This window comes from Streptomyces sp. NPDC003032 (genome assembly GCF_053591415.1).
This window is the reverse complement of record NZ_JBSFTT010000011.1, coordinates 1-25,596: the sequence shown is the minus strand read 5'-3', so window position 1 is coordinate 25,596 and position 25,596 is coordinate 1. Positions and strand designations below refer to the sequence as shown.

13 protein-coding genes are annotated in these 25,596 nt (G+C 72.7%); 4 read left to right on the top strand and 9 right to left on the bottom strand.

Annotation, left to right across the window (positions count from 1 at the left end; translation table 11 throughout):
- Positions 1 to 75: 75 nt before the first annotated feature.
- On the bottom strand, positions 76 to 1,896 hold the full coding sequence (locus ACWDZ7_RS17435) for a thiamine pyrophosphate-requiring protein (RefSeq protein ID WP_451798095.1): 1,821 nt from the start codon (positions 1,894 to 1,896) through the stop codon (positions 76 to 78).
- A gap of 574 nt (positions 1,897 to 2,470) precedes the next feature.
- The gene (locus ACWDZ7_RS17430) at positions 2,471 to 2,704 is read right to left on the bottom strand and encodes an alcohol dehydrogenase catalytic domain-containing protein (RefSeq protein WP_451797816.1); all 234 of its coding nucleotides are present in this window, start codon (positions 2,702 to 2,704) and stop codon (positions 2,471 to 2,473) included.
- Positions 2,705 to 2,853: 149 nt separating this feature from the next.
- Between ACWDZ7_RS17430 and ACWDZ7_RS17425 the strand changes: the two genes are divergently transcribed.
- Together ACWDZ7_RS17425 and ACWDZ7_RS17420 are read left to right on the top strand one after the other, a co-directional pair.
- Positions 2,854 to 3,264 carry a four-helix bundle copper-binding protein gene (locus ACWDZ7_RS17425; RefSeq protein WP_451797815.1) on the top strand — a complete coding sequence of 137 codons (411 nt, stop codon included), beginning with the start codon at positions 2,854 to 2,856 and terminating at the stop codon, positions 3,262 to 3,264.
- Between the two features lie 118 nt (positions 3,265 to 3,382).
- Positions 3,383 to 6,082 (top strand): SpoIIE family protein phosphatase, encoded by a 2,700-nt coding sequence (locus tag ACWDZ7_RS17420; protein WP_451797814.1) that lies wholly within the window; start codon positions 3,383 to 3,385, stop codon positions 6,080 to 6,082.
- On the opposite strand, the gene ACWDZ7_RS17415 is transcribed toward ACWDZ7_RS17420, so the two are convergent.
- From ACWDZ7_RS17415 to ACWDZ7_RS17385, 7 genes are all read right to left on the bottom strand, one after another.
- Positions 6,079 to 7,341, bottom strand: coding sequence for a lipase family protein (locus ACWDZ7_RS17415; protein WP_451797812.1), 1,263 nt, complete (start codon positions 7,339 to 7,341; stop codon positions 6,079 to 6,081). The two genes, ACWDZ7_RS17420 and ACWDZ7_RS17415, sit on opposite strands and share 4 nt — an antisense overlap.
- Positions 7,342 to 7,450: 109 nt before the next feature.
- The gene (locus ACWDZ7_RS17410; RefSeq protein WP_451797811.1) at positions 7,451 to 8,512 is read right to left on the bottom strand and encodes a methyltransferase domain-containing protein; all 1,062 of its coding nucleotides are present in this window, start codon (positions 8,510 to 8,512) and stop codon (positions 7,451 to 7,453) included.
- Complete coding sequence (locus ACWDZ7_RS17405) at positions 8,491 to 9,693, bottom strand: glycosyltransferase (protein WP_451797809.1); 1,203 nt, start codon at positions 9,691 to 9,693, stop codon at positions 8,491 to 8,493. Before ACWDZ7_RS17405 ends, ACWDZ7_RS17410 begins: the two co-directional genes overlap by 22 nt.
- Positions 9,690 to 10,565 (bottom strand): alpha/beta fold hydrolase, encoded by an 876-nt coding sequence (locus ACWDZ7_RS17400; RefSeq protein WP_451797807.1) that lies wholly within the window; start codon positions 10,563 to 10,565, stop codon positions 9,690 to 9,692. Before ACWDZ7_RS17400 ends, ACWDZ7_RS17405 begins: the two co-directional genes overlap by 4 nt.
- A 2-nt stretch (positions 10,566 to 10,567) precedes the next feature.
- Positions 10,568 to 10,876, bottom strand: a complete 309-nt coding sequence (locus tag ACWDZ7_RS17395; RefSeq protein ID WP_451797806.1) for an acyl carrier protein — start codon at positions 10,874 to 10,876, stop codon at positions 10,568 to 10,570.
- A 64-nt stretch (positions 10,877 to 10,940) separates the two neighbouring features.
- Positions 10,941 to 15,566 carry a beta-ketoacyl synthase N-terminal-like domain-containing protein gene (locus tag ACWDZ7_RS17390; protein ID WP_451797805.1) on the bottom strand — a complete coding sequence of 1,542 codons (4,626 nt, stop codon included), beginning with the start codon at positions 15,564 to 15,566 and terminating at the stop codon, positions 10,941 to 10,943.
- Positions 15,567 to 15,686: 120 nt separating this feature from the next.
- A complete protein-coding gene (locus tag ACWDZ7_RS17385) occupies positions 15,687 to 22,823 on the bottom strand; it encodes an SDR family NAD(P)-dependent oxidoreductase (protein ID WP_451797803.1) in 7,137 nt (2,378 codons plus the stop codon).
- Positions 22,824 to 23,141: 318 nt separating this feature from the next.
- Between ACWDZ7_RS17385 and ACWDZ7_RS17380 the strand changes: the two genes are divergently transcribed.
- Both ACWDZ7_RS17380 and ACWDZ7_RS17375 read left to right on the top strand, forming a co-directional pair.
- Complete coding sequence (locus tag ACWDZ7_RS17380) at positions 23,142 to 24,275, top strand: DUF6801 domain-containing protein (RefSeq protein WP_451797802.1); 1,134 nt, start codon at positions 23,142 to 23,144, stop codon at positions 24,273 to 24,275.
- A 159-nt stretch (positions 24,276 to 24,434) separates the two neighbouring features.
- Positions 24,435 to 25,439, top strand: a complete 1,005-nt coding sequence (locus tag ACWDZ7_RS17375; RefSeq protein ID WP_451797800.1) for a COG1470 family protein — start codon at positions 24,435 to 24,437, stop codon at positions 25,437 to 25,439.
- Positions 25,440 to 25,596: the final 157 nt, after the last annotated feature.

Below are 25,596 nucleotides of genomic sequence, written 5' to 3'. Positions count from 1 at the left end.
CCACCGCTGGTCGTGGCGCTGGGGCCCGGCATCGACGTGGTTCCGTCACTTGTTCTTTTTCCGTCACTTGTTCCTTTAGGTGCTGTCGTGCGTGGCGCCGGGCCGGTCGGCGCGGTGCTTGGTGCCCGGCAGGAACTCCTGCACCTTGGCCTTGAAGCCCTGCTTGAGTACGGAGCCGCGGTCGCTGTCGCCGTGCAGGATGGCGGAGGCGGCGGACTCGATCTGGTCCAGGGACGCGTGCGGCGGGATCGGCGGGACTGCCGGGTCGGTGCGGAAGTCGATGACGAAGGGCCGGTCGGCCGCCAGGGCCTGCTTCCACGCGTCCTCGACGTGCTTGGGCTTCTCCACGCGCACACCGGCCAGGCCGATGCGCTCGGCGATCTCGGCGTACGGCAGATCGGGGATGTGCTGCGACTCCTCGAACTGGGGCGCGCCGGACATCGCCCGCATCTCCCAGGTGACCTGATTGAGGTCGCCGTTGTTCAGTACGGCGACGATCAGGCGGGGGTCGGACCACTGGCGCCAGTACTTCGCCGCGGTGACCATTTCCATCATGCCGTTCATCTGCATGGCGCCGTCGCCGACGATGGCGATCGCCGGTCGGTCGGGGTGGGCGAACTTGGCGCCGATGGCGTACGGGACACCGGGTCCCATGGTCGCCAGGGTGCCGGACAGGGAACCACGCATCCGGCCGCGCAACCGCAGATGGCGGGCGTACCAGTTGGCGGCGGAGCCCGAGTCGGCGGTGATGATGGCGTCGTCGGGCAGCATGCCGTCCAGGGCGTGCACGACGTACTCGGGGTTGATGGGGTCGGCGTCGACGGCGGCCCGCCGCTGCATGACCTCCCACCAGCGCGAGACGTTCTTCTCGACCCTCTCCCGCCAGGCCCGGCTCTCCTTTCGGTGCAGCCTCGGCAGCAGCCGTTGCAGCGTCTCCCGGGAGTCCCCGACGAGGTTCACCTCGAACGGGTAGCGCAGACCGATCATGTGCGGGTCGATGTCGATCTGCACAGCTCGTGCCTGATCCAGCTCGGGCATGAACTGCGCGTACGGGAAGCTGGAGCCGATCATCAGCAGCGTGTCGCACTCCTGCATCAACTCGTACGAGGGCCGTGTGCCCAGCAACCCGATCGAGCCGGTCACGTACGGCAGGTCGTCGGGCAGCACGTCCTTGCCCAGCAATGCCTTGGCCACACCCGCGCCCAGGACGTCCGCCAGCCGTTCGACCTCCGCCCGCGCCCCGCGGGCACCCTGCCCGATCAGGACGGCGACCTTCTCGCCGGCGTTGAGCACGTCGGCGGCCCGCTGGACGTCCTCGTCGGAGGGCACCGGCGCGTACTTTCCCATGCCCATACTTGAGGGCACCATCTTGAAGGAGTGCGTCGGCGGGCTGTAGTCGAGCTCCTGCACGTCGGCGGGGAGGATGATCGCCGTGACGGTGCGCTTGGCGTAGGCGGTCCGCATGGCCCGGTCGATGAGGTTGGGCAGCTGCTCCGGGACCATCGCCGTCTCGCAGAAGTCCGAGGCGACGTCCTTGTACAGGTTCTGCAGGTCCACTTCCTGCTGGTACGAGCCGCCCATCGCGCTGCGGTTCGTCTGGCCCACCAGCGCCACGACGGGGACATGGTCCAGCTTCGCGTCGTACAGGCCGTTGAGCAGGTGGATCGCCCCCGGCCCTGACGTGGCCGCGCAGACACCCACTTTGCCGGAGAACTTGGCGTACCCCACCGCCTCGAAGGCCGCCATCTCCTCGTGGCGCGCCTGCACGAACTTCGGTTTGTTGTCGGCGCGCCCCCACGCCGCCAGAAGCCCGTTGATTCCGTCGCCGGCGTAGGCGAAGACATGGTCCACCTCCCACTCGCGCAGCCTGTGGAGGATGTAGTCGGACACTTTCATGCTGGCCATCGCTGCTCCGTTTCTCACTGCCGACGCGCAGATCCGCTCCGCGTTCTTCCGGAAGCGGGACATTCCATGAGTAACCGCGCAGATCGGATGGAAACGTCGGGAGGAGTCGAGTGCCGCCCGCCTCCCCGAGACCGGGCTCGACCGAGCCGCGTGCCGACCGTGCCGGCCTTCGCCACCATCCGCAGTGCCCAGCGGGCCGCCAGCGTCGGTACGTCGCCCGGCACCCATGTGTCCCCGTCCGGGTTCTGTTCGGGGGCCGCCTTGTCGCGTTCGTGGTCGGGCGAGCTCCAGCCGGTCCGGCACACCGTCGACGACGATGATCCGCCCGGCGCCCTGGAGGCGGGCGCAGGCGACGGCGGCCTGTCCGACCGGGCCGGCGCCCACGATCGCCACGGTGTCGCCGGCGCCGATCTCGGCCAGCCGGGCCCCGAACCACGCCGTGGTGCAGATGTCGGAGAGCAGGATCGCCTGGGCGTCGTCGACCGTGTCCGGCAACGGGACGAGGCCGACGTGAGCGAAGGGGACACGGGCGTACTCGGCCTGGAGCCCGCAGCCCATCGGCTGCCTATGGGCCGCCGAAGAAGACCGTGCCCGCCCGCGGTCCCCGCGGGTTGGCGTTGTCGCACTGCGCGTAGTAGCCGGCCCGGCAGTAGCCGCACGTCCCGCACGCCACCGTCGACGGCACCACGACCCGATCACCGGGGCGGAGGTTGCGCACCCCCGAGCCGACTTCCTCCACGACGCCGACGGCCTCGTGGCCGATCGCGTCATACGGGTCCTTGATCTTCGGCTCAGGCACGTCATCCAGACGTATGTCGCCCAGCGCGTGCCATACAACGGCCTTGCTCGCGCTTGACCGCGTGCGATGCGTTTGAGCGCTCCACACGCGTGTTACGCGTAAGGGCGACACCACCGCGTCTGACGACAACACCATGCTGGAGGCAACCAGTGACCACTGTGGTCAAGGACATGCTCGACACCTACCCCGCCGACCTGGGCGGTGTCGACCGCGAGAAACTCGCCCGCTGCATCGAAGAATGCGTCGCCTGCGCCCAGGCGTGCACGGCGTGCGCGGACGCCTGCATGTCGGAGAAGATGGTCGCCGAACTGACCAAGTGCATCCGCACCGACGCCGACTGCGCCGATATCTGCAACGCCACCGCCGCGGTACTTTCCCGCCACACCGGCTACGACGCCAACATCACCCGGGCCGTCCTCCAGACGTGCGCGACCGTCTGCAAGGCCTGCGGCGACGAGTGCGCGAGCCACGCCGACCAGCACGACCACTGCCGTATCTGCGCCGAGGCCTGCCGCCGCTGCGAGCAGGCGTGCAACGACCTCATCGCCTCCCTGGGCTGAGCAGGCGGCTGCGGGACGGGCGCGTATGCGGAGACGCCGCCCGCCGCACTCGTCTGAGCGCACAGTGGGAGCGCGGAGCGCGGCTGCGGGGTCGTGCGGGGTGAGGCAGGCTGGACGCATGGACAGTTCCGACGCGCGCGGGGCGAAATCGCGACGGTTTCCACCGACACCGCGGAGCGTGGCGTCAGCCCGGCGTTTCGTCGGGACCGCGCTGGACGAAGCTCCGTCGGAACTGGTCAGTACCGCTCAGCTCCTGGTCAGCGAGCTGGTGACGAACGCGGTTCTGCACGCGCGCACCGAGGTCGAGGTGTCGGTCAGGCCCCTTGGAGGCGGGGCTGCCGTGGAGGTGACTGATCGGTGCGCGTCACGCGGTCTGGTGCCTCGCGGCGGCCGTCCATACGCGAGTACGGGGCACGGGCTCGGCGTCTTCGAGCGACTCGCGTCCCACCGCGGGGTGGACGTCGACGGGGAGCGCAAGACAGTGTGGTTCGAACTGTTGCCCGATAATGTGCCGATTGCGTCACCGTCACCGTCACCGTCACCGTCACCGTCATCGTCATCGTCATCGTCACCGCCAGGATGGAACGCCGCAGCGCCGCCCGCCGGTCCTCGCACGACCGTGACCCTCATGGACATGCCGCGCGACCTCTGCGCGGCATCCGAGCAGCACCGGCACGCGCTGCTGCGTGAACTCGTGTTCGCCGCGACAGCCCGGGACACCCTAGGCGTACGACCGGAGGACCTCGCCACCGCTCACGACATGAACAACCTGCTCACCGCCGGCCTGCGGGTCGCGCTGGAGGAGCATCACCCCCAGACGAACATCCTCTCCCTGACGCTGTCGGTCCCGACCGACGCGGCCGTCGCCGTGACGACGCTGCGCAGCGTCCTCGGCCAGGCCGAAGACGCGGCTCGCGAGGAGCGCCTCCTCACCCTGCCCTCCCTCCCGCTCAACCGGCTCTTCCGCAAGTGGCTGCTCGATCAGGTCATCGGCCAGCTCGACGGCGGCTCCGCCGCCCCGTGGTCCTTGCTGACGGTCCCCACGGAGCCAGGTCTCAGCCCCTCGGAGCTGGTGCCGTGGGACGTGGGCCACCTGCGGGCCAGCAGAGTTCCGACCATCGCCGCCGATGACTCGAACCGAATCGTCGCGGCGAACGGGCCGGCGGCGGACATGCTCGGCTGGGACGCCGACGCGTTGATCGGACAGAGGCTGACCGCGCTCATCCCCGAGCATCTGCGGAGGCGTCACCTCGCGGCGTTCAGCTCATTGCTGCTCACCGGTGAGGCGCGCATCCTTGGCCGCTCGGTGCCGCTGCCCGCGCAGCACCATGACGGCCACATGGTCCCCGTGCGCCTGACCGTCCGGACTCAGGAGCTGGCCGACGGCCGCACCGTGTTCGTGGCGCACCTCGTTCCCAGGGGTGCCGCACCCGTCCACTCCGGAAGGAACCAGCTCGCGGTGGCGCAGCAATTCACCGAACCGCAGCTGCCCTCAGCACCGGAACGCCACAGACCGGTGAGCGGTACGCGCACGGATATGTCGGCCCTTGAGCGGCTCTCCCTGCTGGCCGACACCAGCAGTGCGCTGAGCAACACCCTGGATCTCGGTGCGGGCCTGCAGCGGGCGGGCCAGATCATGACAGAACGCCTTGCCGACTGGTGCACGGTGGACCTGTTCGACGACGCCACGCAAATCGACCGGGTCTGCGTCGTCCACCGCGATCCGCCCGCGGGACTGCGCCCGGAGGCGTACGAGGGCAGACTCCCCCCGCTGGCCGAGGGCGCGCGGGGTCCGCTCGCCCGCGTGCTGCGCGGCGCGGGGCCGTTGCTGCTCAACGAGGTTCCCCCACCGACCCCGGGCGAGAGCCCGCTGGACACCCAGTACGCGGAGCTGTTCGAGCGGATGGGCGCGACGAGCGCCGTCGTCGCACCGCTGCGAGCGCGCCGGGAGGTCTTCGGTGCCCTGACGGTTGGCCGCACGAGCTGGAGTCACCCGTTCACCGAAGAGGATCTGTCCCTGGTCGACGACCTGGTCCGCACCCTCGCTCTGGGAGTGGACAGTGCCCGCCTCCACCAGGACACCCACAACGTCGCCGAACGTCTGCAGCGGGCTCTCCTGCCCAGGCTGCCGGACGTGGAATGCTTCCAGTTGGCCGCCCGGTACGCACCTTCCTCCACCACCGCGCAGGTCGGCGGCGACTGGTACGACAGCTTCGTCGTGTCCCACGGAACCGCGCTGGTCATCGGCGACGTCACGGGACACAATCTCGACGCGGCCATCGCCATGAGCCAGTTGCGCAGCATGCTCCGCGGTATCGCCGTCGACCGCCAAGAGCCCCCTGAAGCGGTCCTGCGCCGCCTGGACCTGGCCAACCACAGCCTGTACAGGGAAGCCACCGCCACCTGCTTCTACGGTCTGGTCAAAGGCCCCGCGGGTGGGCCCTGGCAAGTGCACTATTCCTCCGCCGGGCATCCACCGCCGCTCCTGACAACCGCGGAGGGCGCCACTCGCTTCCTCGACGAAGGCGCGGGCCTGCTGCTCGGAGTGGACCCCGACATACCCCGCCCCGAAGCGACCGTCACGCTCCCCGCCCACTCGACGCTGTTGCTCTACACCGACGGCCTCATCGAACGCCGGGACGAAACCCTCGACGACTCCATGATGCGGCTCGCCCGGCACACCGCCGACCTGGCGCGTGAACCCCTCGACGCGTTCTGCGACGAACTCCTCATCCGCCTGGGCGCCGACAGCCCCGATGACCTCGCCATCCTCGCCGTCCGCCTCACACCGCCCTACCGCCGACACGCCTGCGCCTAGGAGCAGTTGGGCGCCGCCGGACGCCCCGCGAACCGGTCCGCGAGGTAGGTCATGGCCTCCGCGTTCGCCGCCTGGATCGGCCAGAGGTGGTCGGCGACCGGTGGGCGGCCCGTGGTGTCGTACGTCTTCCAGGTCAGCGGCACGCCCTGGGTGCAGTACTGCCGGTGCAGGGCGTCGGCCTGGTTCGGTTCGACGAGGGCGTCCTGGGTGGCGTGGTACTGGAACACCGGCACCTTGATCCTCGGGGTGGCGCCGAGGGTGTTCTCCGTGTAGCGGGCGACCCAGGGCGCGTCGACGAGCGGGCTGCGCGTGACGTACGTGGAGAGTGGCTTGTTGCCGTACTTGTTGATCATTTCGAGGGCGCAGCCGCCCGCTTCGAGGTCGGCGACCATGGCGCGTCCCGCGTCATTGAGCACGTCCCCGAAGTCGAGTTCCGGATAGGCGTTGTCGAGGCCGATCAGGGCGTAGAAGAGGAAGCCGGAGCCGGGCCGGCCGTTGAGCGGCAGGGCGACCTCCATGAGGCTGCCGGGGACGCCGCCCGCGACGATGCCCTTGAGCTTGAGCTCGGGCGCGTAGTCGGGCTGGAACTCGCCCGCCCACAGCGCGGCGCCGCCGCCCTGCGAGTAGCCGCGGAAGGCGACCGGCGCGTCGGCGGAGAGCCCGGTGGCGGGCAGGCGCTGAGCGGCGCGGACCGCGTCGATGAGGGCGGGGCCGAGGGATTTGCCGACCATGTAGGTGGTCTTCGGTCCGGGCCGGTAGCCCTCGTAGTCGGGGATGGCGACCGCGTAACCCGCCCTGAGCATGGCGTTGATGACCCACTGTTCGTACAGGGCGCCCTTGGCGATCATCCGGGACGGGGTGCAGCGGAAGGCGGGGCCCTGGGTGCCGGGTCCCCAGCCGACGATGGGCCGTGCGGCGGGGGTGCCGCCCTTGGGGACCAGGACGGTGGCGGTCACCGCGTGCGGTCTGCCGAGCGCGTCGGTGGACCGGTACATCACCTGCCAGGTGTCGGCCAGGGCGCGGGGCGTCGGAGTGCCGGGGTCGACCTTGCGGGAGCGGATCACGTCACCGGGCCTCCCGTCGGGCAGGGCGGATGGCGGTAGGTAGAAGTCGTCCGGCGGCAGTGCCGCGGCGGCCTCCGTGGAGGGGGCCCGGCGGGGCTCTCCACCCGCCGTGCTCGCGGAGAGGGTGCAGGCCGCGAGGATCAGGGCGAGGACGGCGGTGAGCCGACCCGCCCGGCGGGACAGCGATCTGGGCATGTCTCTTCCCTTGGCTGAGTGGTCTTTCCCTCGGCTGAGTGGTCTCTCTCGGCTGAGCGGTCTTGGTGAAGTCCGCTGCGGTCCGGCGGGCGCCAGCAGGGGCGCGCGCTCAGAGGCCGCGGCGGGCGATCACGCGGTAGGCGTTGCTCAGCGAGGTCCGCCGCAGGACGGGAGCGAGCAGCAGGTCGAGGCCGTACGCGGTGAGGACGAGCGGCAGCGCGGCGAGCGCCACCGTCCAGCGGGCGGCCACCGCGACCCTTCCCGGCCGCTTCGCCAGCCAGGGCGCGTCATCCTTGGGCATGGCGCGGGCCACCCAGAACCAGGTGGCGCAGGCGAGGTCGGCCGGGATGTGCTGGTTGCCGCGGCGGTGGGCGGACACGACGGTGAAGCCGATGCGTTCCAGTTCGCGGCAGAGGTTCCCGATGGGCACGAAGTGCAGGTGCTGGGGCTGGAACCAGGGCATCCAGCGCCCGCGAAGCAGCCTGCCCAGGGGGGATTCGGGGTTGGGCACCTCGATGAGGAGGTGTCCGCCGGGCCGCAGTGCGGTGCGTGCGGCGGCGAGTTCGTCGCGCGGGTGCGGGGTGTGCTCCAGGTAGTGGAACATGCTCACCGCGTCGTAACGGCCCGCCAAGTCGTCGGCGAGATCGGTGAGTTGCCCCCGGTAGGCGGCCGCGATCCGCCCCTCCTTCACGGCGCGCTCGACGCTCTCGCCCATGTCGAGGCCGTCGAACTCGGTGTCCTGGAGCTCCTCCTTCGCCGTCACGCAGAAGTGGCCGTGCGAGGTGCCGACGTCCAGCCAGCGTCGCGGGCTCGCATGGGCGCGCAGGGCGCGGGCGCTGTGCCGGAAGCGCTTCGCGCTGCCGCGTCCGGCGAACATCTTGGCCGTGGCCTCCTCACCCAGGCCGTCGTAGAAGTCCCCGTAGTAGAAGTCGAGGCCCTCGGCGGTCAGCCGCGGGTTCTGGAAGATGTGCCCGCAGTCGTGGCACTCGTCGAGGACGAAGGTGCCCGGCTTGTTCTGCACATGGTCCCGGCTGCGCAGCCTGTGGCGGAGCCGGCCGGAAGTGCACCAGGGGCAGGTGGTGCGCGGTGCCTGGAGGAACCGGCCCGTTCCCTCAGCCAGTTGGCGCTGGTAGTGGGGCCTGCGTTCGGCTATATCGGCAGTCCGTGCCATGGGTTCTCCTGCTCTTCGATGGCGAGCTGTTCGAGATGGGCGGCCGCGGTGGGCGCTCCGCCCGCCTCCCGGAAGGAGTGGCTGACGCGGCGGGCGGCCACCGCGAAGCGAGGCTGGTGCAGCACGGCGTCCAGGGCGGAGCCGACCGCCTTGGCGTCGGCCCGCCCGAACCGCAGCCGCACGCCCGCGCCCACGGCGGTGACCTGGGCGGCGACCACGGGCTGGTCGTCGCGGATCGGGGCGACCACCAGGGGGACGCCGTGCCACAGGGCCTCGGTGACGGTGTTGTGCCCGGCGTGGCAGACGACGGCGTCCGTGCGGGCGAGGAGGGCGAGTTGGGGCACGGCGGGGCGGATCAGGACGTCGTCGTCGGCACTCGGCGGACCGAGGACCCCGCCGGGGTCGACGACCACCGCGCGCAGTTGGCGTGAGCGGCCGCGTACGGCGTCGACGCACTGGGCGAGGAAGCGGGCGCCCAGCGCGGTGTTGGCGGTGCCGAGGGAGATCAGGGCCAGGGACCGGCCGTCGCCGCCGTCGACCCACTCCCAGGGGAAGTCGGCGCTGTCTTCGCGCGGGCCGAGGGCCGGGCCGACGAAGGACACCGGGCCGCGGTCCGGCGGCCGTGGACCGATGAGGTCGCTCGTGGAGAAGACCAGCGTGAGCCGGGGCGAGAAGCGTGGGTCGTAGCGGGCCGAGGGGTCGCCGAGGCGCAGCCGCAGGCCTTCGAGGAGGTCGGTGATCCACTGGTCGACCTTCGGGATGCCGACGAGGCTGCCGGACAGTTCCGCGGAGGTCGTCGAGGAGGTGACGTAGGGGACACCGAGCCGCTCCGCGACCAGGGCGCCCGCGACCGCCTGCTGGTCGACGACGAGCAGGTCGGGCCCGAACTCCATGACGGCGGTGGTCACTCCGGGCGCCATGGCGTACGCGAGAGGTGCGAGGAATTCGTCCCACAGGAACTTCAGAGCGGCAACGCCGCGCAGGTCGCGGGGCCTGACGTCGATATTGGGCTCGCCCGCGCAGGGGAAGACCGGGCTGTCGGCGACGACCAGGTCCTCCAGAACGGCGGGCTGCCCGGCCCAGGCCACCTGGTGGCCCCGTCCCGCGAGTTCGGCGGCGACGGCCGAGGCCGGGTTGACGTGGCCGGCGAGCGGCGGCACCACGAAGAGGAAGCGGCTCATCGGGCACCGCCCCCGCACATCAGCCGCCGCACCGTCCACTCCAGGGCGAGGGTGCCGACGCGTTCGGCGTCCTCGACCAGGACCGAGTGCTTCTGGCCGGGCACCGCGACGACATCGCAGTGCGGCAGCAGCTCCGCCAGCCGGGCGGTCTCCTCGGCGACGAGGCCGCCCTGGCCGTTGACCAGGAACACCGGGCAGTCCAGGGCCCGCAGTTGGTCGTCGCTGAGCGTACGGCCGCCCGGGATGTCCTGGACGATGGACGTGGCGGCGATCAGCCGCCCGGCCGCGCGGCCGAGACGTGCGATGTGCGCGTCGTGCAGATCGTCGCCCTGCCGGGTGGAGGCCAGCGCCCCGTACTCGGCGACGAACCAGGCGAGCGCCTCCTCCTCGGACCGCGCCCCCGTCACCTGGTGCAGCGCCCCGCTCATGATCGCGGACCAGCCGTGCGTCGCGGGCCCCGACTCGACGACGGTGACGCAGGACGTACGCGCCCTGTGGTGCACGGCGAAGTCCAGGGCCACGGTGCCGCCGAAGGAGTTCCCGAGCAGATGCACGGGATCGCGGATGCCGAGGACGTCGAGGAGGGCGGCGAGGTCGTCGCTGAAGTCCTCCAACGTGTAGCCGGTGGGCGGGCGTTCACTGCGGCCGTGCCCGCGCAGGTCGTACATGAGGACGTCGAATCCGGCGTCCGCGAACTGCGGGCCGAGGGTGAAGTAGAAGCTGGCGAGGCTGTCGATGAAGGCGCCGTGCAGGAAGACGACGGTGGGCGCGCGTCCGTCCGCCGTCATGGCGCGCGGTCGCGGTCGCGGTCCGGGTCGGTGAGGCAGCTGCTGCACATGGTGGTCGAGGCCGTTCGCCCGCACCTTGGCCACGGTCAGTCTCCCGCACTGGGCCGCAGGGCGCGGCAGATGTACGCGACGAGATCACCCACGGTCAGGGAGATGATCTCGTCGAGTTCCAGACTCGCCAGGTAGGACGCGAAGTTGGCGTCCGGTCCGTACCACTCGGCGAGCAGCCCGGCGAGGGTGACCAGGTCGATGCTCTCCATCTCCAGGTCGTCGCCGAAGCGGGTGTACATGCCGATCGACGCGGGGTCCGGGGCGTAGTCGCCGAGCACCGTCGTGATCATCTCGGCGATTTCGACGAGCACGTGGCGCTCGTCGGGCGGAGCGGTCGTTTTCACAGGTGGCTCTCCTTCACGGGTCGTTGTCCTTCACGGGTCGTTGTCCTTCACGGGTCGCTCTCCGTCACAGGTCGTTGTCCTTCACTGTCCAGGCCACGACGTAGTCCTTGCTGGGGCTGGGCGATCCGGGCGTGGGCGCCGCAACGTGTTCGCAGCGCACGTGGTGGCGCTGCCGCTCCGTCTCGACGATCAGTCCGTACGGGCGTACCGCGCGTACGGCGAACCTGCGCGGTCCGCCGCGCAGGCCGATGCCCTCGGCCTTGGCCGCGGCTTCCTTGGCCGCCCAGAAGCGGGTGAACCAGAGGGCCTCGCGCTCCCCGCCGGCCTTGCTGAGTCCGGCGAGCAGGGCGTGTTCCCGTCCGTCCAGAGCGATTGGATAGGTACTCTCGGCCCGCTCGGTGACGACTTCGACGTCGATGCCCACGCCCGTGCCCGGGTGCTCCCGTTCGGCACACGGCCGTACGAGGGCGACGGCGGTCTCCGCCCGGTGGGCAAGGGAGAGATCCAGGGCGGGCAGCTCCCTGCCGTGCAGGCCGACGGCGTACGGCCGTCCCTCGGCGTCGTTGCGGACGGCGATCTCGGCGGGGTACACCGCTTGCTCGCCCTGCTGCCACAGCCAGTGCCGCACCGCGTCCTTCGCGGCGATCCGGCCGAGCAGCCACTGGCGGCGGCCGCGCGGCGGACGCGTCTCGTACGCGGCCCGCTCGGCGGCGCCCAGCTGGGTGCGCAGGACGAGGTCGCGCGAGGCCAGGTCGGGCCAGGCGTCGGTGAGCAGCGTCCAGCCGCCGGGCCGGGCCCGGGACAGGGCGCGGCGCTCGGGGTAACCGCCGGGGCGGTCGGCGCCGGGCACGTCGAAACGGCGGTCCTGCCAGCCGGTGATCTCGACCCGGACCGTGCCCCCGACGGTCAGTTGGACGTCGGCGGTGAGGGCGGAGCCGGTGAGGGAGGTGACCTTGACGTGGCACTCGACGGGGGTGCCGGGCGCCGGGTGCGGGCCGAAGAAGCGGAAGGTGTGCATCCGTACGGGGAAGACGACGGTGCGCTCGCTGCGTTCGGCCAGGATCCAGTGACCGAGGAGCTGGCCCACGTTGTCGAGCAGCGCTCCGGGGGCGGCCGGCGTGATGATCGTGCCCCGGACGTGCTGGTCGCCGATGGCCGTCAGCTCGGTGACGCCCTGGAAGGCGGGGCCGTGGAACATCCACCGGTCGCGGTACAGCTCCTCGGCGGTGATCGCGCAGGGCCGCTCGTCCGCGTCCTGGCGCCAGCGGGCGGGCGGGCGGCCGGGATAGCCGTCGGCGAGCTCCAGGACGGCCCTCGCGTACGGCCCGAACGTCACCCGCACCAGGCGCTCGTCGGGCTCCGGTGTGACGACGACCTCGACCCGAGTGGCGGGTTCGGCCCCCAGCCACCGCTCCAGCCGCACGTCGTGCACCGCGACGACCCGCCGTCCGGGGCGGGCCCGCTCGGCGGCCTCGGTCATGTGGTGCACGACGGTGGTCGCGGGGACGACCGGATGCCGGTCGGCGAGCTCAGGCCAGCCGGGGCGCTGCGGGATGAAGCAGTGGTCGAGGAGGTGGGGCATGGCGGTGGTGCTGATGAGGAGCGGGGATCGGTGGAGGAGCAGCGTCAGCTGCGCCGGGTCGGGGGCCCCTGGGGGATGAGCTGCCGGGGCGACGGGCCCCATCGGAACCGGCGCCGACATCGCCCCCGCACCGGCGGCCGGGACAGCCCGTCCCGTCGATGCCGACCCCCGCGCGGCACCGACAGCCGGCGGCCGCGAACAGGTGGTGTGCCCGGCGGGCGCAGGCGGGGCCACCCGGGCGGCCGTCGCCCGGCCGGCGACGGGCGCGGAGGCGTTGCCCGGCGCGGGGGCCCGCGGCGCCGGGGCGGACCCTGCGAACAGCGCCACCGTCGCCTCCGTCGTCTCGGCCAGCGCGGCCCGCAGTTCGGCCACGGCGGGGAAACGGGTCGAGAGCGCGTCCAGGGGGGCGGGCGTGGCCGCTGGGATCCGGTCCATCGCGGCCAGCAGGTCCGCACGCAGTTCCGCCCGTACGGCGGACGGCAACGACACCGACGCGGCGCTGAGGTCGAGACGTACCGGCGTCCGGGCGGAGGAGCGATGGGGCGGCATCGCGCTCTCGGCCCGGCGGGTGGGGCTGCCTTCGGTCCACAGGGCGTTCACCACACGGCGCAGTTGGGCGAGTCCGCCGCCGCGGGGCGTGTCGGCGGCGACGGTCAGCCCCTCGCGGCCTGCGAGGGTGTCGTCGATCAGGGAGCTCAGGCGGCCGGTGCCCACCTGGACGAAGGCCCGGTACCCGGCCGCGTACATCGCGTCGATCAGCGGCCTGAACCGGACCGGCTCAAGGAGATGGCGTACGAACAGGTCGCGGACGTCGTCCGCGGCCGAGGGGAAGGGTGCCGCGGTCGTGCCCGACCAGACCGGGATGTGGGGCGTGCGCACGGGCGCGCGGTGGACGCCGTCCGTCAGCGGGCGCAGGTAGGGGGCGAGCATCGGCGTGTGGAAGCCGGAGCGGAACGGCAGGGTCTGGGCGACGATCCGCCGCTCACGGAAGTCGCGTACCAGCGCGTCGACCGCGTCCTTCGGGCCGCAGATCATGGACTGGGCCGGGGAGTTGTCGTGCGAGAGGACCACGTCGGTGCGGGAGCCGAGCGCTTGGAGGACCCGCTCGGCGGACGTGCCGAGCGCGGCGAAGGCGACGCCGGGGACGCGCAGCGAGTCGGGGTCGAAGTCCGCGAGCAGGGCGTCGGCCGTGGCGGCGTCGTACAGGCCGCCCGCGAGCATCGCGGACCATTCACCGATGCTGTGTCCGGCCACCGCGTCCGGTTCGATGCCGAGGGCGCGCAGGGCTCCGTCCAGTACACGGCCGACGGAGAGTACGCCGATGCCGTGGCGTCCGACGTCGCCGACGACCGCCTCGGTCTCGGTCCCGGCCGGCAGCGGCAGCCCGAAGTGCTGGGCGACTTCGGCCACGTGGGGGGCGAACTCGGCCTCAAGCCCCGGGAAGACGAACGCGAGTTTGCCGCCCGCATGCGGAGTGAGCAGGGGCTCCGGGGCGAACCACACGTCGCCACGGCCCCGCCAGGCGCGCCCCTTGGCCACCGCGCGGCGGGCCAGGGCGAGGCGTCTGGCGTCGGGGGCCACGATCGCGAGGCGGACCCGGCCCGGGGGCGGTTCGTTGTCCGTGCGGGCGCGGAGCGCGGAGTCGGGCGCGGCCAGTTGGCCGGCGAGGAGCTCCGGGCTGTCGGCGGTGAGGCGGAGTACCGGTTCCGGCTCACGGACGAACGGACGGGATGGTGCGGCAGTGGGTCTCGGGGCCTGTTCGAGGACGACGTGGGCGTTGATGCCGCCGAAGCCGAAGGCGTTGACCGCGGCTCTGCGGACCTCGGCGTCCCAGGGGCGGGCCGCGCTGAGCGGCCGGAAGCGGGTGGCCGCCAGGGCGGGGTGCGGATCCTCGCAGTGCAGGGTCGGCAGCAGGGTCGCATGGTGCAGGGCCAGCGCGGCCTTCACCAGGCCCGCGACGCCGGCGGCCGGCATGGTGTGCCCGATCATCGACTTCACCGAGCCGATGACCCCGCTCGGCTCACCGTCGGGTGGCCCGAACACCTCGGCCAGTGTGGCGAGTTCGGCCGCGTCCCCGGCCGGAGCGCCGGTTCCGTGAGCTTCGAGCAGGCCGAGGGCGCCGGGTGCGCGCGGGTCGAGCCCGGCCGCCCGCCAGGCCTGGCGTACGGCCCGGGCCTGGCCGCCCGGGTCGGGGCTCACCAGGCTCGCCGCGCGGCCGTCGGCGGCGACGCCCGTGCCGCGGATGACGGCGTAGACCCGGTCCCCGTCCCGGGTGGCGTCGGCGAGGCGCTTGAGGACGACGATGCCGGTGCCCTCGCCGATGAGGATGCCGTCGGCCTTCGCATGGAAGGGACGGCTCCGCTCGGAGGGGGACAGGGCGCCGAGGCGAGTGAAGACGCTCCACAGCGTGATGTCGTGGCAGTGGTGGACACCACCCGCCAGCATCATGTCGCAGCGGCCGGTGGCGAGTTCGGCCACCGCCTGGTCGACGGCGATGAGCGAGGAGGCGCAGGCCGCGTCCGTGGTGTACGCGGGGCCGCGCAGGTCGAGGCGGTTGGCGATGCGCGACGCGGCGAGGTTGGGGACGAGTCCGATGGCCGCCTCGGGCCGGTCGGGGCCGAGCTGCCCGGCGAAGGCGTCCTCGATGCGGGCGAGCCGCTCCGGGCCGAGCTCCGGAAGCACCTCGCCCAGGGTGTGCGCGAGCTGGCGTGCCGTGCGCACCCGCTGATCGTTGCGGGCCTGGGCCGGGGTGAGGTAGCCGCCGCGGCCGAGGACCACGCCGATGCGGTCGCGGCCGGGAAGGCGTTCCTCGCCGCCCGCGTCGGCGATGGCACGGGCAGCGACCTGGAGGGCGATCAGCTGGTCGGGTTCGGTCCCGGGCACGGAGTCCGGCATCACGCCGAACCCGGCCGCGTCCACCGAGGCGTACTCGTCTACGAAGCCGCCGCGTCCGCAGTAGATCCGCTCCGGGTAGAGGCAGGCGTCCCAGCGGTGCCCAGGCACCTCCGAAATGGCGTCGGCCCCAAAGGTCAGGTTGCGCCAGTACGTCTCCAGGTCGGGGGCGCCGGGCAGCAGAACCGCCATGCCGACGATGGCCACATCCGTCATGGCGACCTCACCGGCCCCACACGGTCCGGACGCCGGACGACGAACCCGCCACGCGCGCTGCGGTTCCGCGGCCGGTACAACGCCGCTCCCCAGCACCCCGACTCCTCAGCGCTCACGACCTCACCAACCCGACGCGGTCAGGACGACGGACGACGACGCCGGGTCGCCCCAGGCGAGTTCGCGGAGCAGGGACAGTGCTCCCTCGTCGGGGTCGATCAGGTCGACGCCGCGGCGTGCGTAGTCGCGGGCCAGCTCCGGGGTGACCATGCCGGTGTGGCGACCGGTGGGCGCCCAGGGGCCCCAGTGCACGGTGAGCGCGCGGTGCCCGGTGCGGGCGGACCAGTCGGCGCCGAGGCTCTCCAGCGCGTCGTTGGCGGCGGCGTAGTCGCACTGGCCGCGATTGCCCAGTACGGCGGCGACGCTGCCGAAGAGGACGGCGAGCAGCGGCTGTTGGCCTTCGGTGAGTTCTGCCGCCGCGTCCAGGAGATGACGCGCGCCGTCGACCTTGGTGCCGTAGACGCGGCCGAACGACTCGGCGTCCTTGTCGGCCATCATCCGGTCCTCGATGACGCCCGCCCCGCCGACGACGACGTCGATCCGGCCGTGCTCGGCCATGACCTCCTTCAAGGTGCGGTCGACGGCGTCCGCGTCGCGCAGGTCGACGGCGTGATAGCGGGCAGCGCTGCCGAGTTGCTCCAGCTCTGCGAGGGTGGCGGTGACTTCGCGCTGGGCGAGGATCAGGCCGGCGGCCCGGTCGACCTCGGCCGGGGAGCGGCCGCCCTGCGCGGCGAGCGCCGCCCGCAGCCGGGCCCGGTCCCGCGCCGCGGCTGCGGCCGGGGCCTCCGGGGCGCCGGGCAGCGGGGTGCGCCCCAGGAGTTCGATGCGGCAGCGTGCCGCGGCGGCCAGGGCCAGGGCGAAACGGGCCGTGATACCGCGCCCGCCCCCGGCGAGAACCACGACCGACTCGGCGGTGAGACCACAGGCCGCCGCCTCGGCGGGGCCGTCTCCCACGGGGCCGTCTCCCGCGGAGCTGTCTCCCACGGAGCTGTCTCCCACGGGGCCCGCGCCACGGTGCGCGGACGGACCCAGCGGGGCTGGTCGTGGGCTTGGCGCGAAGCGGCCCTCAGACGTGTGGTCGACCACGGGCTCGCGGTCGGGGGCCCCCAGCTCGGCCACCAGGGCGCCGGCGATTTCCGCGTCCTCGGGCCACTCGGCCGGGCGCACCAACCGGATGTGAGTATCCGGGTGTTCGCGTGCCGCCGTACGGAACAGACCGGGCAGACCGGCCCCTGCCGTGCCGGACGCCGGGCAGGCCGCGATCAGCCAGGCGGGGCGGCGGGCCAGCGCGGCGGCGAGCACCGCGAAGCCCGTGGGGAGCACGGGCCCCGCGTCGTCCTGGAGCGCGCCGAGGTGGACGACGCCGTCCAGCACTCCGAAGGCCTCCGTCAGCACCTGGTCGCGGCCGACCGGCACGGCGTCCGCCCCGCGCAGCCGCAGCTCGGCGACCACGTGGTCGGCCACCCGGCTCGCCCGGTCGGCCCCCGGGGCGCCCTGATCCGCGCCTGCCGTCGCGGTCCGGCCCGCGGGCGCGTCGCCGAGTACCGCGAACCGCTTTCCGGTCAGGTCCAGGTCCGCCGCGTCGGGCACCGGCCCCAGCGGCACCCGCCCGACCACATACCGCTTGGGGGCCGAGCCGTGGAGGGCCGCCGACGTCACGGGCGCGCAGGCGTCGGGCGACCCGCCGTCGGCCTCGAGCGTGATGGGGACGCCGGTCGACTGGACCCTGCCGGGGCCCGGGACGGCTTCGCCGGGTACCGGAAGGAGACTTGGGGAGGCAGGGGACGTACCACCACCGCTGTCGAACTCAGGGGACGTGCCGCCGGCGTGCCCCACGGACGAGAAGGAGCCCTGCCCGACGCCCACACCGACAGAGTGGGTCTGCCGCTCCGTCAGCCACCGCGTGATCGCCCCCGCCGTGCGTGCCCGGGACAGCTCCTCCAGCGACGCGTCGTCCAGACGTACCGCATCCGCTCCCCCGCCCAGCAGGCCCGCGAGTTCCCCGGCGATCTCGGTGCGCTTGATGGAGTCGATGCTGAGGTCGGCCTCCAGGTCGAGGTCGGGCTCGATCATGTCCGCCGGGTAGCCGGTGCGGTCACTGATGATCTGCAGGACAGCGGCGAGCAGGTCCACACCGGTCGCGGGCTCCTGCCGCACGGGCACAGATACGGGGTCCTGCTCCCGCCGGGCGGGCTCCTGCTCCTGCCGGGCGGGCTCCTGCTCCGTCGCCTCCACGTGGGCGGCCGGTCCGCCGAAGCGGGCGAGCAGGACGTCCCGTTGAGCCGCCACCATCTCCCGGCTGCCCCGGAGGAATTCCATGAGCAGCGCGTCCCGGTCGCGGTCTGCGCTCACCTCGGTCACCTCGGCCTCCAGGGTGATGCGTCGGGCCGGTCGCAGCGCGCCGGACAAGGGTTCGCCCGAGGTGTCCCGGACAAGGTGGCCGTCGACCGTCCAGGCGACGGGCCGGGTGGGTGCGGACACCTCCAGGTCGACGGTGGGGCGGCCGTGGAAGAGCCACCCGGTGGCCACGGGCACCCCCGCGACCGCGAGCCGGGCCAAGGCGCTGAGGAAGCCGCGCAGTCCGGCGCCGGCCTGCGGTTCGGTGGGGATCGCCTGGTGCGGACGGTCACCGAGGATGCGTCCGACGAGTCCGGTCAGTACGCTGCCGGGGCCCGCCTCGACGAAGATCCGTGCCCCGGCCGCGTACATCGCCTCGATCTGCTCGGCGAACCGGACGGGCGCGGCGATCTGTGCGGCGAGCCCGGCGCGGATCGCGTCGGGTGAGGCCGGATAGGGCGCGGCGGTGGCGTTGGCCCACACCGTGAACTCCGGGGCTCGTACGGGCACTTCGGCGAGGTGCTCGGCGAAGACCGGTCCCGCGCCCGCGACGAGCGGGCTGTGGAAGGCGCAGGCGACAGGCAGTGGCGTTGCGCTGTGTCCGGCGTCGCGCAGTGCGGCCACCGCGTCCCGTACCGCGTCGGTCGGGCCGGAGATGACGCTCTGGGCAGGGGTGTTGAGGTTGGCCAGGACCACCCGGCCGGCCAGGCCCGCGGACCGCAGGACGTCCAGGGCCGGGGCCGCGCCCGCCGCGATCACGGCCATGGCGCCGGGGTCGTCGCCCGCGGCATCGAGGATGGCCTGGGCGCGGCGGCCGCTCAGCGCGATCAGATCGTCCGGCGCGAGGGTGCCCGCCACGCACAGGGCGACGAGTTCGCCGTAGGAGTGCCCGGCGGCCATCTCCGGCCGCACTCCGGCGCGGGCGAGCAGATCGGCGGTGGCCAGCCCCGCAATGCCCAGGGCCGGTTGGGCATTGCGGGTGTCGGTGAGCCCGGCGCGCTGTCGTATCTCCGCGTCGGGGTCGAAGCCGGCGGGCGGGTAGAGCGCGGGAGCGCAGGCGGCGCCCACGCGGAGGTGCTGCTGCAACTCGGGGAAGGCGATGAGCAGTTCTCCTCCCATGCCGGGGTGTTGGCTGCCCTGGCCGGGGAAGAGGAAGGCGATCCGGCCACGGGTCGCGGCGCCCTCGGGGACACTCTCAGGGGCGCTCCCAGGGACGCTCCCGCTCCAAGGGACGCCCTCAACGGCTCCCTCAACGGCGCTCGCGAGGAAGACCCCCGCGGCCGGGTCGTGTTCCCCGGCCAGGGCTCGATGCAGCAGCCCGGGCAGGCTCTGCGGGTCGGCGGCGACGACGGCGACGCGTACCGGTCCGGTGCGGTGCGCGGCGCGCCGAGCGGTGGTGGCCGCGAGGTCCCGCAGGCGTGCGGTGGCCGGCCGGCGCTCGATCAGGTCGAGGAGCCGTCGCACTTCGTGGGCGGCGCCTTCGTGGTCGTGGCCGTGGAAGGTGAACAGTTCGGCGGGCCAGTGGGCGCGCCCGTGGGCGGGGGGTGCTCCGCCGTCGTGGGCGCGCAGGACCACATGGAAGTTGGTGCCGCCGAATCCGAAGGCGCTGACGCCGGCGCGGCGTTCGGCGGGTGCCGCCGCCCAGGGGCGGGCGCCGGTATGGAAGACGAAGGGGCTGGTGTCCTGGTCCCAGGCGGGGTTGGGGCGGGTGAGCTGCCGGGTGGGCGGCAGGACGCCGGTGTGCAGGGCCAGGGCCGTCTTGATGAGTCCGGCGAGTCCCGCGGCGCACTTGGTGTGCCCGATCTGGGACTTGACCGAGCCGAGCGCGCAGCTGCCGGTGGCGGCCCCGGCCTTGGTGAACACGTCGGTGAGAACGCTCAGTTCGGTGCGGTCGCCGACCACGGTGCCGGTGCCGTGCGCCTCGATGAGGCCGACCTCGGCCGGTGAGACGCGGGCCTGGAGGTAGGCGCGTTCGAGGGCGGCGCGCTGGCCCTCGGGGTGGGGGGCGGTCAGGCCGAGGGAGCGGCCGTCGCTGGAGCGGCCCACTCCGCTGATGACGGCGTAGACGCGGTCGCCGTCGCGTTCGGCGTCGCCGAGCCGCTTGAGCACCACGCAGGCGACACCCTCGCCGAGCGCGATGCCGTCGGCACAGGCGTCGAAGGTGCGGCAGCGGCCGGTCGGGGACAGGGCGCCCACCGAGGCGAAGAGGAGATAGTCGTTGATGCCGTTGTGCAGGTCGGCACCGCCGCACAGCACCAGGTCGCTGGTGCCCTGGACGAGTTCCTTGCAGGCGACGTCGACGGCGGCGAGCGAGGAGGCGCAGGCGGCGTCGACCGTGTAGTTGGCGCCGCCCAGGTCGAGGCGGTTGGCGATGCGGCCGGAGATGACGTTGGCGAGCATTCCGGGAAAGGAGTCCTCGGTGAGGCGGGGCAGCTGCCCGGACAGGGCCTCGGGCACGGCGTCGAGGTACGAGGGCAGGACGGTGCGCAGCGTGGTGGCGTTGGCGAGGTCGCTGCCCGCCTCGGCGCCGAACACGACCGAGGCGCGGGAGCGGTCGAAGGCACGGGAGCCGTCGAAGGCGCGCTCCGCGTATCCGGCGTCGTCGAGTGCGCGGCGGGCCGCTTCGAGGGCGAGGAGCTGGACGGGCTCGATGGCGCCGAGCGACGCGGGCGGGATGCCGTACGACAGCGGGTCGAAGGGGATCCGGGGCAGGAAGCCGCCCCACCGCGAGGGTGTGCCGTCCCCGTCGGCGTTGTGGTACACGGTCGGGTCCCAGCGGTCGGCGGGGACCTCGGTGACGGCGTCGGTCCCGTCGAGGATCTGGGCCCAGTAGGCGTCGAGGCCGTCCGCCTGCGGGAACATGCAGGCCATGCCGACCACGGCGACATCCAGCGGTGCGGGTGCCCGGACGGCCTGTGGTGCCGGGAGGGGGAAGCGGGAGCGCAGGAGGGGGGCTCGCCGCGCCAGGAACTCCTTGGCCCCGGCGCCGACTTCGGTATGCAAGGCGCGGATCGTGGTCGCCCGCGCGCGCAGCAGGGACACCTGCCCGGCCATGAACATTCCGGCGGTCAGCTGACGCCGCTCGTCGGCGGGGGCCAGCTCCCCGTCGCGGCGCTCCACGCCCTTGCTCGCGATGCGGAGCCGACCCAGGTTCAGGCGCTCAAGCTCCTCCCGGATCCGCTCCGCCGCAAGGCCCTCGTCCCTCAACCTCCGTTCCTCCGCGCTGAATTCGGCGGTGAAGGGGCTCGGCACACAGCGGGTCGCGTGGCCGGGCGCGGTGTGCAGGAGCGCGGTGGTCCGCGCCGCCACGACCTGCTGCTGGAAGGTCGGCTGTACGGCGCCGAGGGCGACCGCCTCCTCGGTGAAGAGGTACGCGGTGCCCATGAGGACGCCGACCGCCATGCCCCGCGCGGCGAGCGGCGCGGCGAGGGCCGTGACCATCGCCGAGGACCGCGCGTCGTGGATGCCCCCGGCGAACATCACCTGGGTCTGCGCCGGCGCTTCGGGGTGGCAGGCCGCGTACTCCTCAAGTACCGCCAGCTGTGCCTCCCACAGGGGGAAGGAGGCGAGCGGTCCGACGTGCCCGCCGCATTCGGAGCCCTCGAAGACGAACCTGCGGGCGCCCGCCGCCAGGAACTGCCGCAGCAGGCCGGCCGACGGAACGTGCAGAAAGGTCCGGATGCCGGCGGCCTCGAGTTCGGCGGCCTGTCCGGGTCTGCCGCCCGCGATGACGGCATGGCTCGGCCGGGCATCCCGTACCGCCGCGATCTGGGCTTCGCGGGTCGCCTCGTCGGTGAAGCCGAGGATGCCGACGCCCCAGGGGCGCTCGCCCAGCTCGGCGCGGGTGGCGGTGAGGAGGGCGCGGGCCTGTTCGCCGTCGGCCAGGGCCAGGGCCAGGAAGGGCAGCCCACCCTCGTCGGCGACGGCCGCGGCGAACTCCGGCCGGTCGCTGACCCTGGTCATCGGGCCCTGGGCGATGGGCAGTTCGATGCCTTGGGGGCCTTCCCGGGACGCGTTCGCCACCGCTTCCGCGACGGCGGTACGTATCCCCTGCACGGCCCCCGCCACCGTGCTCCACCGCGCGGCGAACCGGGCGGCCAGGAAGCCGTCCTCGCCGACGGGGAGCGCCTGCTCCGCGTCGGAGTGGTGGAGGTGGCCGCCGCCGGGGTGAGCGGCTTCCGGCCGCGCCGCACGTCGGCGCAGCACCCGTCTGCCGTCGACGGTGACCGTCCCGGTGCCGTCCGTCGCCGCGAGCAGCGCCCGTTCGCGTTCGGGCAGGGTGGATTCGGCGAGCAGGGCGAGCTGGGTGTCGAGGACGACGCCGGTCGCGCCGCCGAGGACCGCGGCCGCGGCGGTGTACGGGCCGATGCCGCCGTACGCCCAGACGGGCAGCGTGACGGCGGGATCGGCGAGGAGCTGCTGCAGGAGGACGAACGTACTGAGGTTCCCGATGCGTCCGCCGCTCTCGCTGCCGCGCGCGACCAGGCCGTCGACCCCGTCGGCCACTGCCCTGAGGGCCTCTTCGCGGCTGGTGACCTCGACCAGGACCCAGTAGTAGCCGCTCAGTTCACTGGCCGGCCAGGCGGAGTCCACGCCGAGCAGCACCGTGTGCGGCCGCCCGTCCCGCAGCGTGTCCAGATCGCCGGGGCGCAGGGCGCAGCGCTCCCCCACACGCACCCCGTAGCGGTCGGGCTCCCATCGGGACAGCCGGGCCAGTTCCTCACGGGTGTGCCGGTCGCCGGTCCCGAGGTCGAGTATGCCGAGGCCGCCGGCCCGGCACACCGCGCTCACCAGTCGCGCGTCCGGGCGGCCGAAAGGGCTCAGCCCAAGGACCGCGTCCGGAATTTCCTCAGAAGACAGCATCAGAACTCCGACCGCTCGGCGACACAGGCAATCACGTTGAATTGACAATCGAGCCGAAGGCGGAAGCTAGCCGCGCCCGGAGAAGCAGGTCAAGAGCTGTTTCGCCGCTTACTGAAGGTCTGTTGCTTTTTGGCATCGACGCTCAACTCCGGATTGCTGGTTACTCACTTCCAGATGAAGCACCACCAAAATCAAGAAACCTGAATTACCGCCGGTAATCGACACCTTGACCGCCCAACTACCCGTCAGTAGTTTACCGATCCGAAACAGGACCGTATTCACCCGTTCTGCTCGTTCACGCAGTACGAGAGGCAGCCCATGAGAGCTCATCGAAAGAGGTCCGGGGCGCATGGCGCCCTGGCCGCGGTCGCGACCGCGGGACTGGTCACCGGCCTGCTCGCCGTCGCCGGCGGAACCGCGTCCGCCGGTCCGGTGCAGCTGGACCAGAAGTACACCTGCAAGTTCCCGATCATCAACAACGACCCGATCGAGATCCACATCTCCTCGGACATGCCCACCACCATGAAGGTGGGCGAGACGGTTCCGGAGTACGACATCAAGGCCGTCACCAAGGTCAGCGCGCGGGCCGCCCAGGGCCTCGGCGTCATGGGCGCCGTGACGTTGGAGGGCAAGGCCACGGCGGATGTGGTCGTCACGCTGCCCGGCGGCGACGGAACCCTGCCGATCAAGGCGGTCAACACCGTCGCCAAGGCCAACATCCCCGACCCGGCCGCGGCGTTCGAGGTCAACGCCACCGGCAAGTCCCCCGGTGGTCTGCTGACCTGGGCCAAGGCCGGTACCGCCAAGTTCGATGTGAAGGGCCTCAAACTGCACAACATGATCGCCCGGGACGCGTCCGGCGCCCCGGTCCAACTCCCGCCGTTCGGTGACGAGTTCGATGCGGCCTGCACGCTCAACGCGGGCCAGGCGACACTCCTGCACACGATGGAGATCCAGGGCGACGGCCCCGGTCCCGGCCCGGACCCCACCACCGGCAAGCAGAACGTGAACACCAAGGTCACGCCCAAGCAGGGCGACGGCCGGCTCACCATGGCCCAGGCGGGCGACACCGTCGCGCTGTCCCCGGTCGAGGAGGGTGCGGGCGGCAGCTCGACCGGCGACCTGCAGAAGGTGACCGTCAAGGACGCCCGCAACGGCGCCACCGGCTGGTCGCTCACCGGGAAGGTCACCGACTTCACGGGCGGCGCCGGCACCATCGGCGCGGACAAGCTCGGCTGGACGCCGTCCTGCGCGACGGCGGCCGGGTCGGCCAGCACCTGCGTGCCGGGTACCCGAGGGCCGGTCGGCACGGTCGGCGCCACGCTCGCGAGCGCCCCCGACGCGGCACGGACCGGCGGCGAGTTCACGGTCGGCGCGGGTCTCGCGCTGGACGTACCGGCCACCGCGGCCGCCGGTGACTACGCGGCCGTGCTCACGCTGACGCTGACCTGATCCTTCTCTCCGACTGGTGGACCGGCCGTTGTGCGACGGCCGGTCCACCTCTTCGGCGTTGGTCCACCACTTCCGCGTTGCTCCACCACTTCGGCGTCGCTCCGCCCTTCCCCTCCCGCTTCCGTCTCTCCATGTCATCGTCATCGCTCTGGGGGCCGCATGAACTTCGTCCGTACGCAGCCGACGCGTCGCAGATGCGCCGTCGTGCTCCTCACCGCGCTCACCCTGGCGCTCGGCCTGCTCACCGCGAGCCCGCCACCGGGCGCGTACGCCGCCGACAACGGCCGCTGGTCCGTCTTCCCCGCCGACAAGAAGGCCGCGAAGGACGTGAGTCACCGGGCGTACTTCCGGATGAAGGCGGACCCCGGGCGCACCGTGCGCGACAAGGTCACCATCTCCAACCTCGCCAAGGAGCCGGTGACCTTTCTCCTCTACGCGGCCGACGCCTACAACACCCCGCGCGACGGCGGCTTCGCCGTGCGCGAACCCGCCGAGAAGCAGCGGTCCGTCGGGGTGTGGACGCGGCTGGAACGTACGGAGGTCACCGTCCGGGCGGGCGGTAAGGCGACCGTGCCCTTCACCGTCGCCGTTCCGCGCACAGCCTCGCCCGGCGACCATCCCGGAGCGGTCATCGCCCTGGACAAGCGCGTCGCCCGCGCCAAGGGCACCGGCGTCGGCATCCGCCAGGCGGTCGGTGCCCGGGTCTACCTCCAGGTCAACGGCGAGCGGGCGCCCGGCCTGAGCGTCCAGGACGTCCGGTTCGACTACGACGTTCCGCTGCTGCCCGGCCTCGGCAAGGCCGCCACGGTCACGTACACCCTCGTCAACAGCGGGAACGTACTGCTCGAACCCAGAGTCGACCTCAAGGCGAAGGGCCTGTTCGGCCGGACGTCCTTCGACAGCGCGGGCAAGAAGCTGCCGGCCGAACTGATGCCGGGCCAGCGGGTGCGGGTGACGCAGAAGTGGGCCGCGCCGCCGCCGCTGGACTGGGGCAGCGTCGAGCTGACCGCGAGCGACAAGGCCGGCGAGCTGGTGGAGAGCGGGAGCGCGGCCTATCGCACCGTGAACTGGGGCGTGCTCCTCACGCTTGCCCTGGTGGTGGTCTTCCTGGTCGTGGGGGTGGTGGTGCGGCGCCGCAGGGCGCGTTCCGCCGCGGGGAGCTGACCCGTACCCCCACGAGGCCGTACAGCACGAGGCCGTACGGCTTGAGCCTGTACGACAGTGAAGCGGGGGGGGGGGGCGGCGGGGGCGCGGGTCGGGTGTTGGGCGGGGCTGTGTTGGCGTCTGTGGGTGGGGTGGGTTTTGGGGGGGCGGGGCTTTG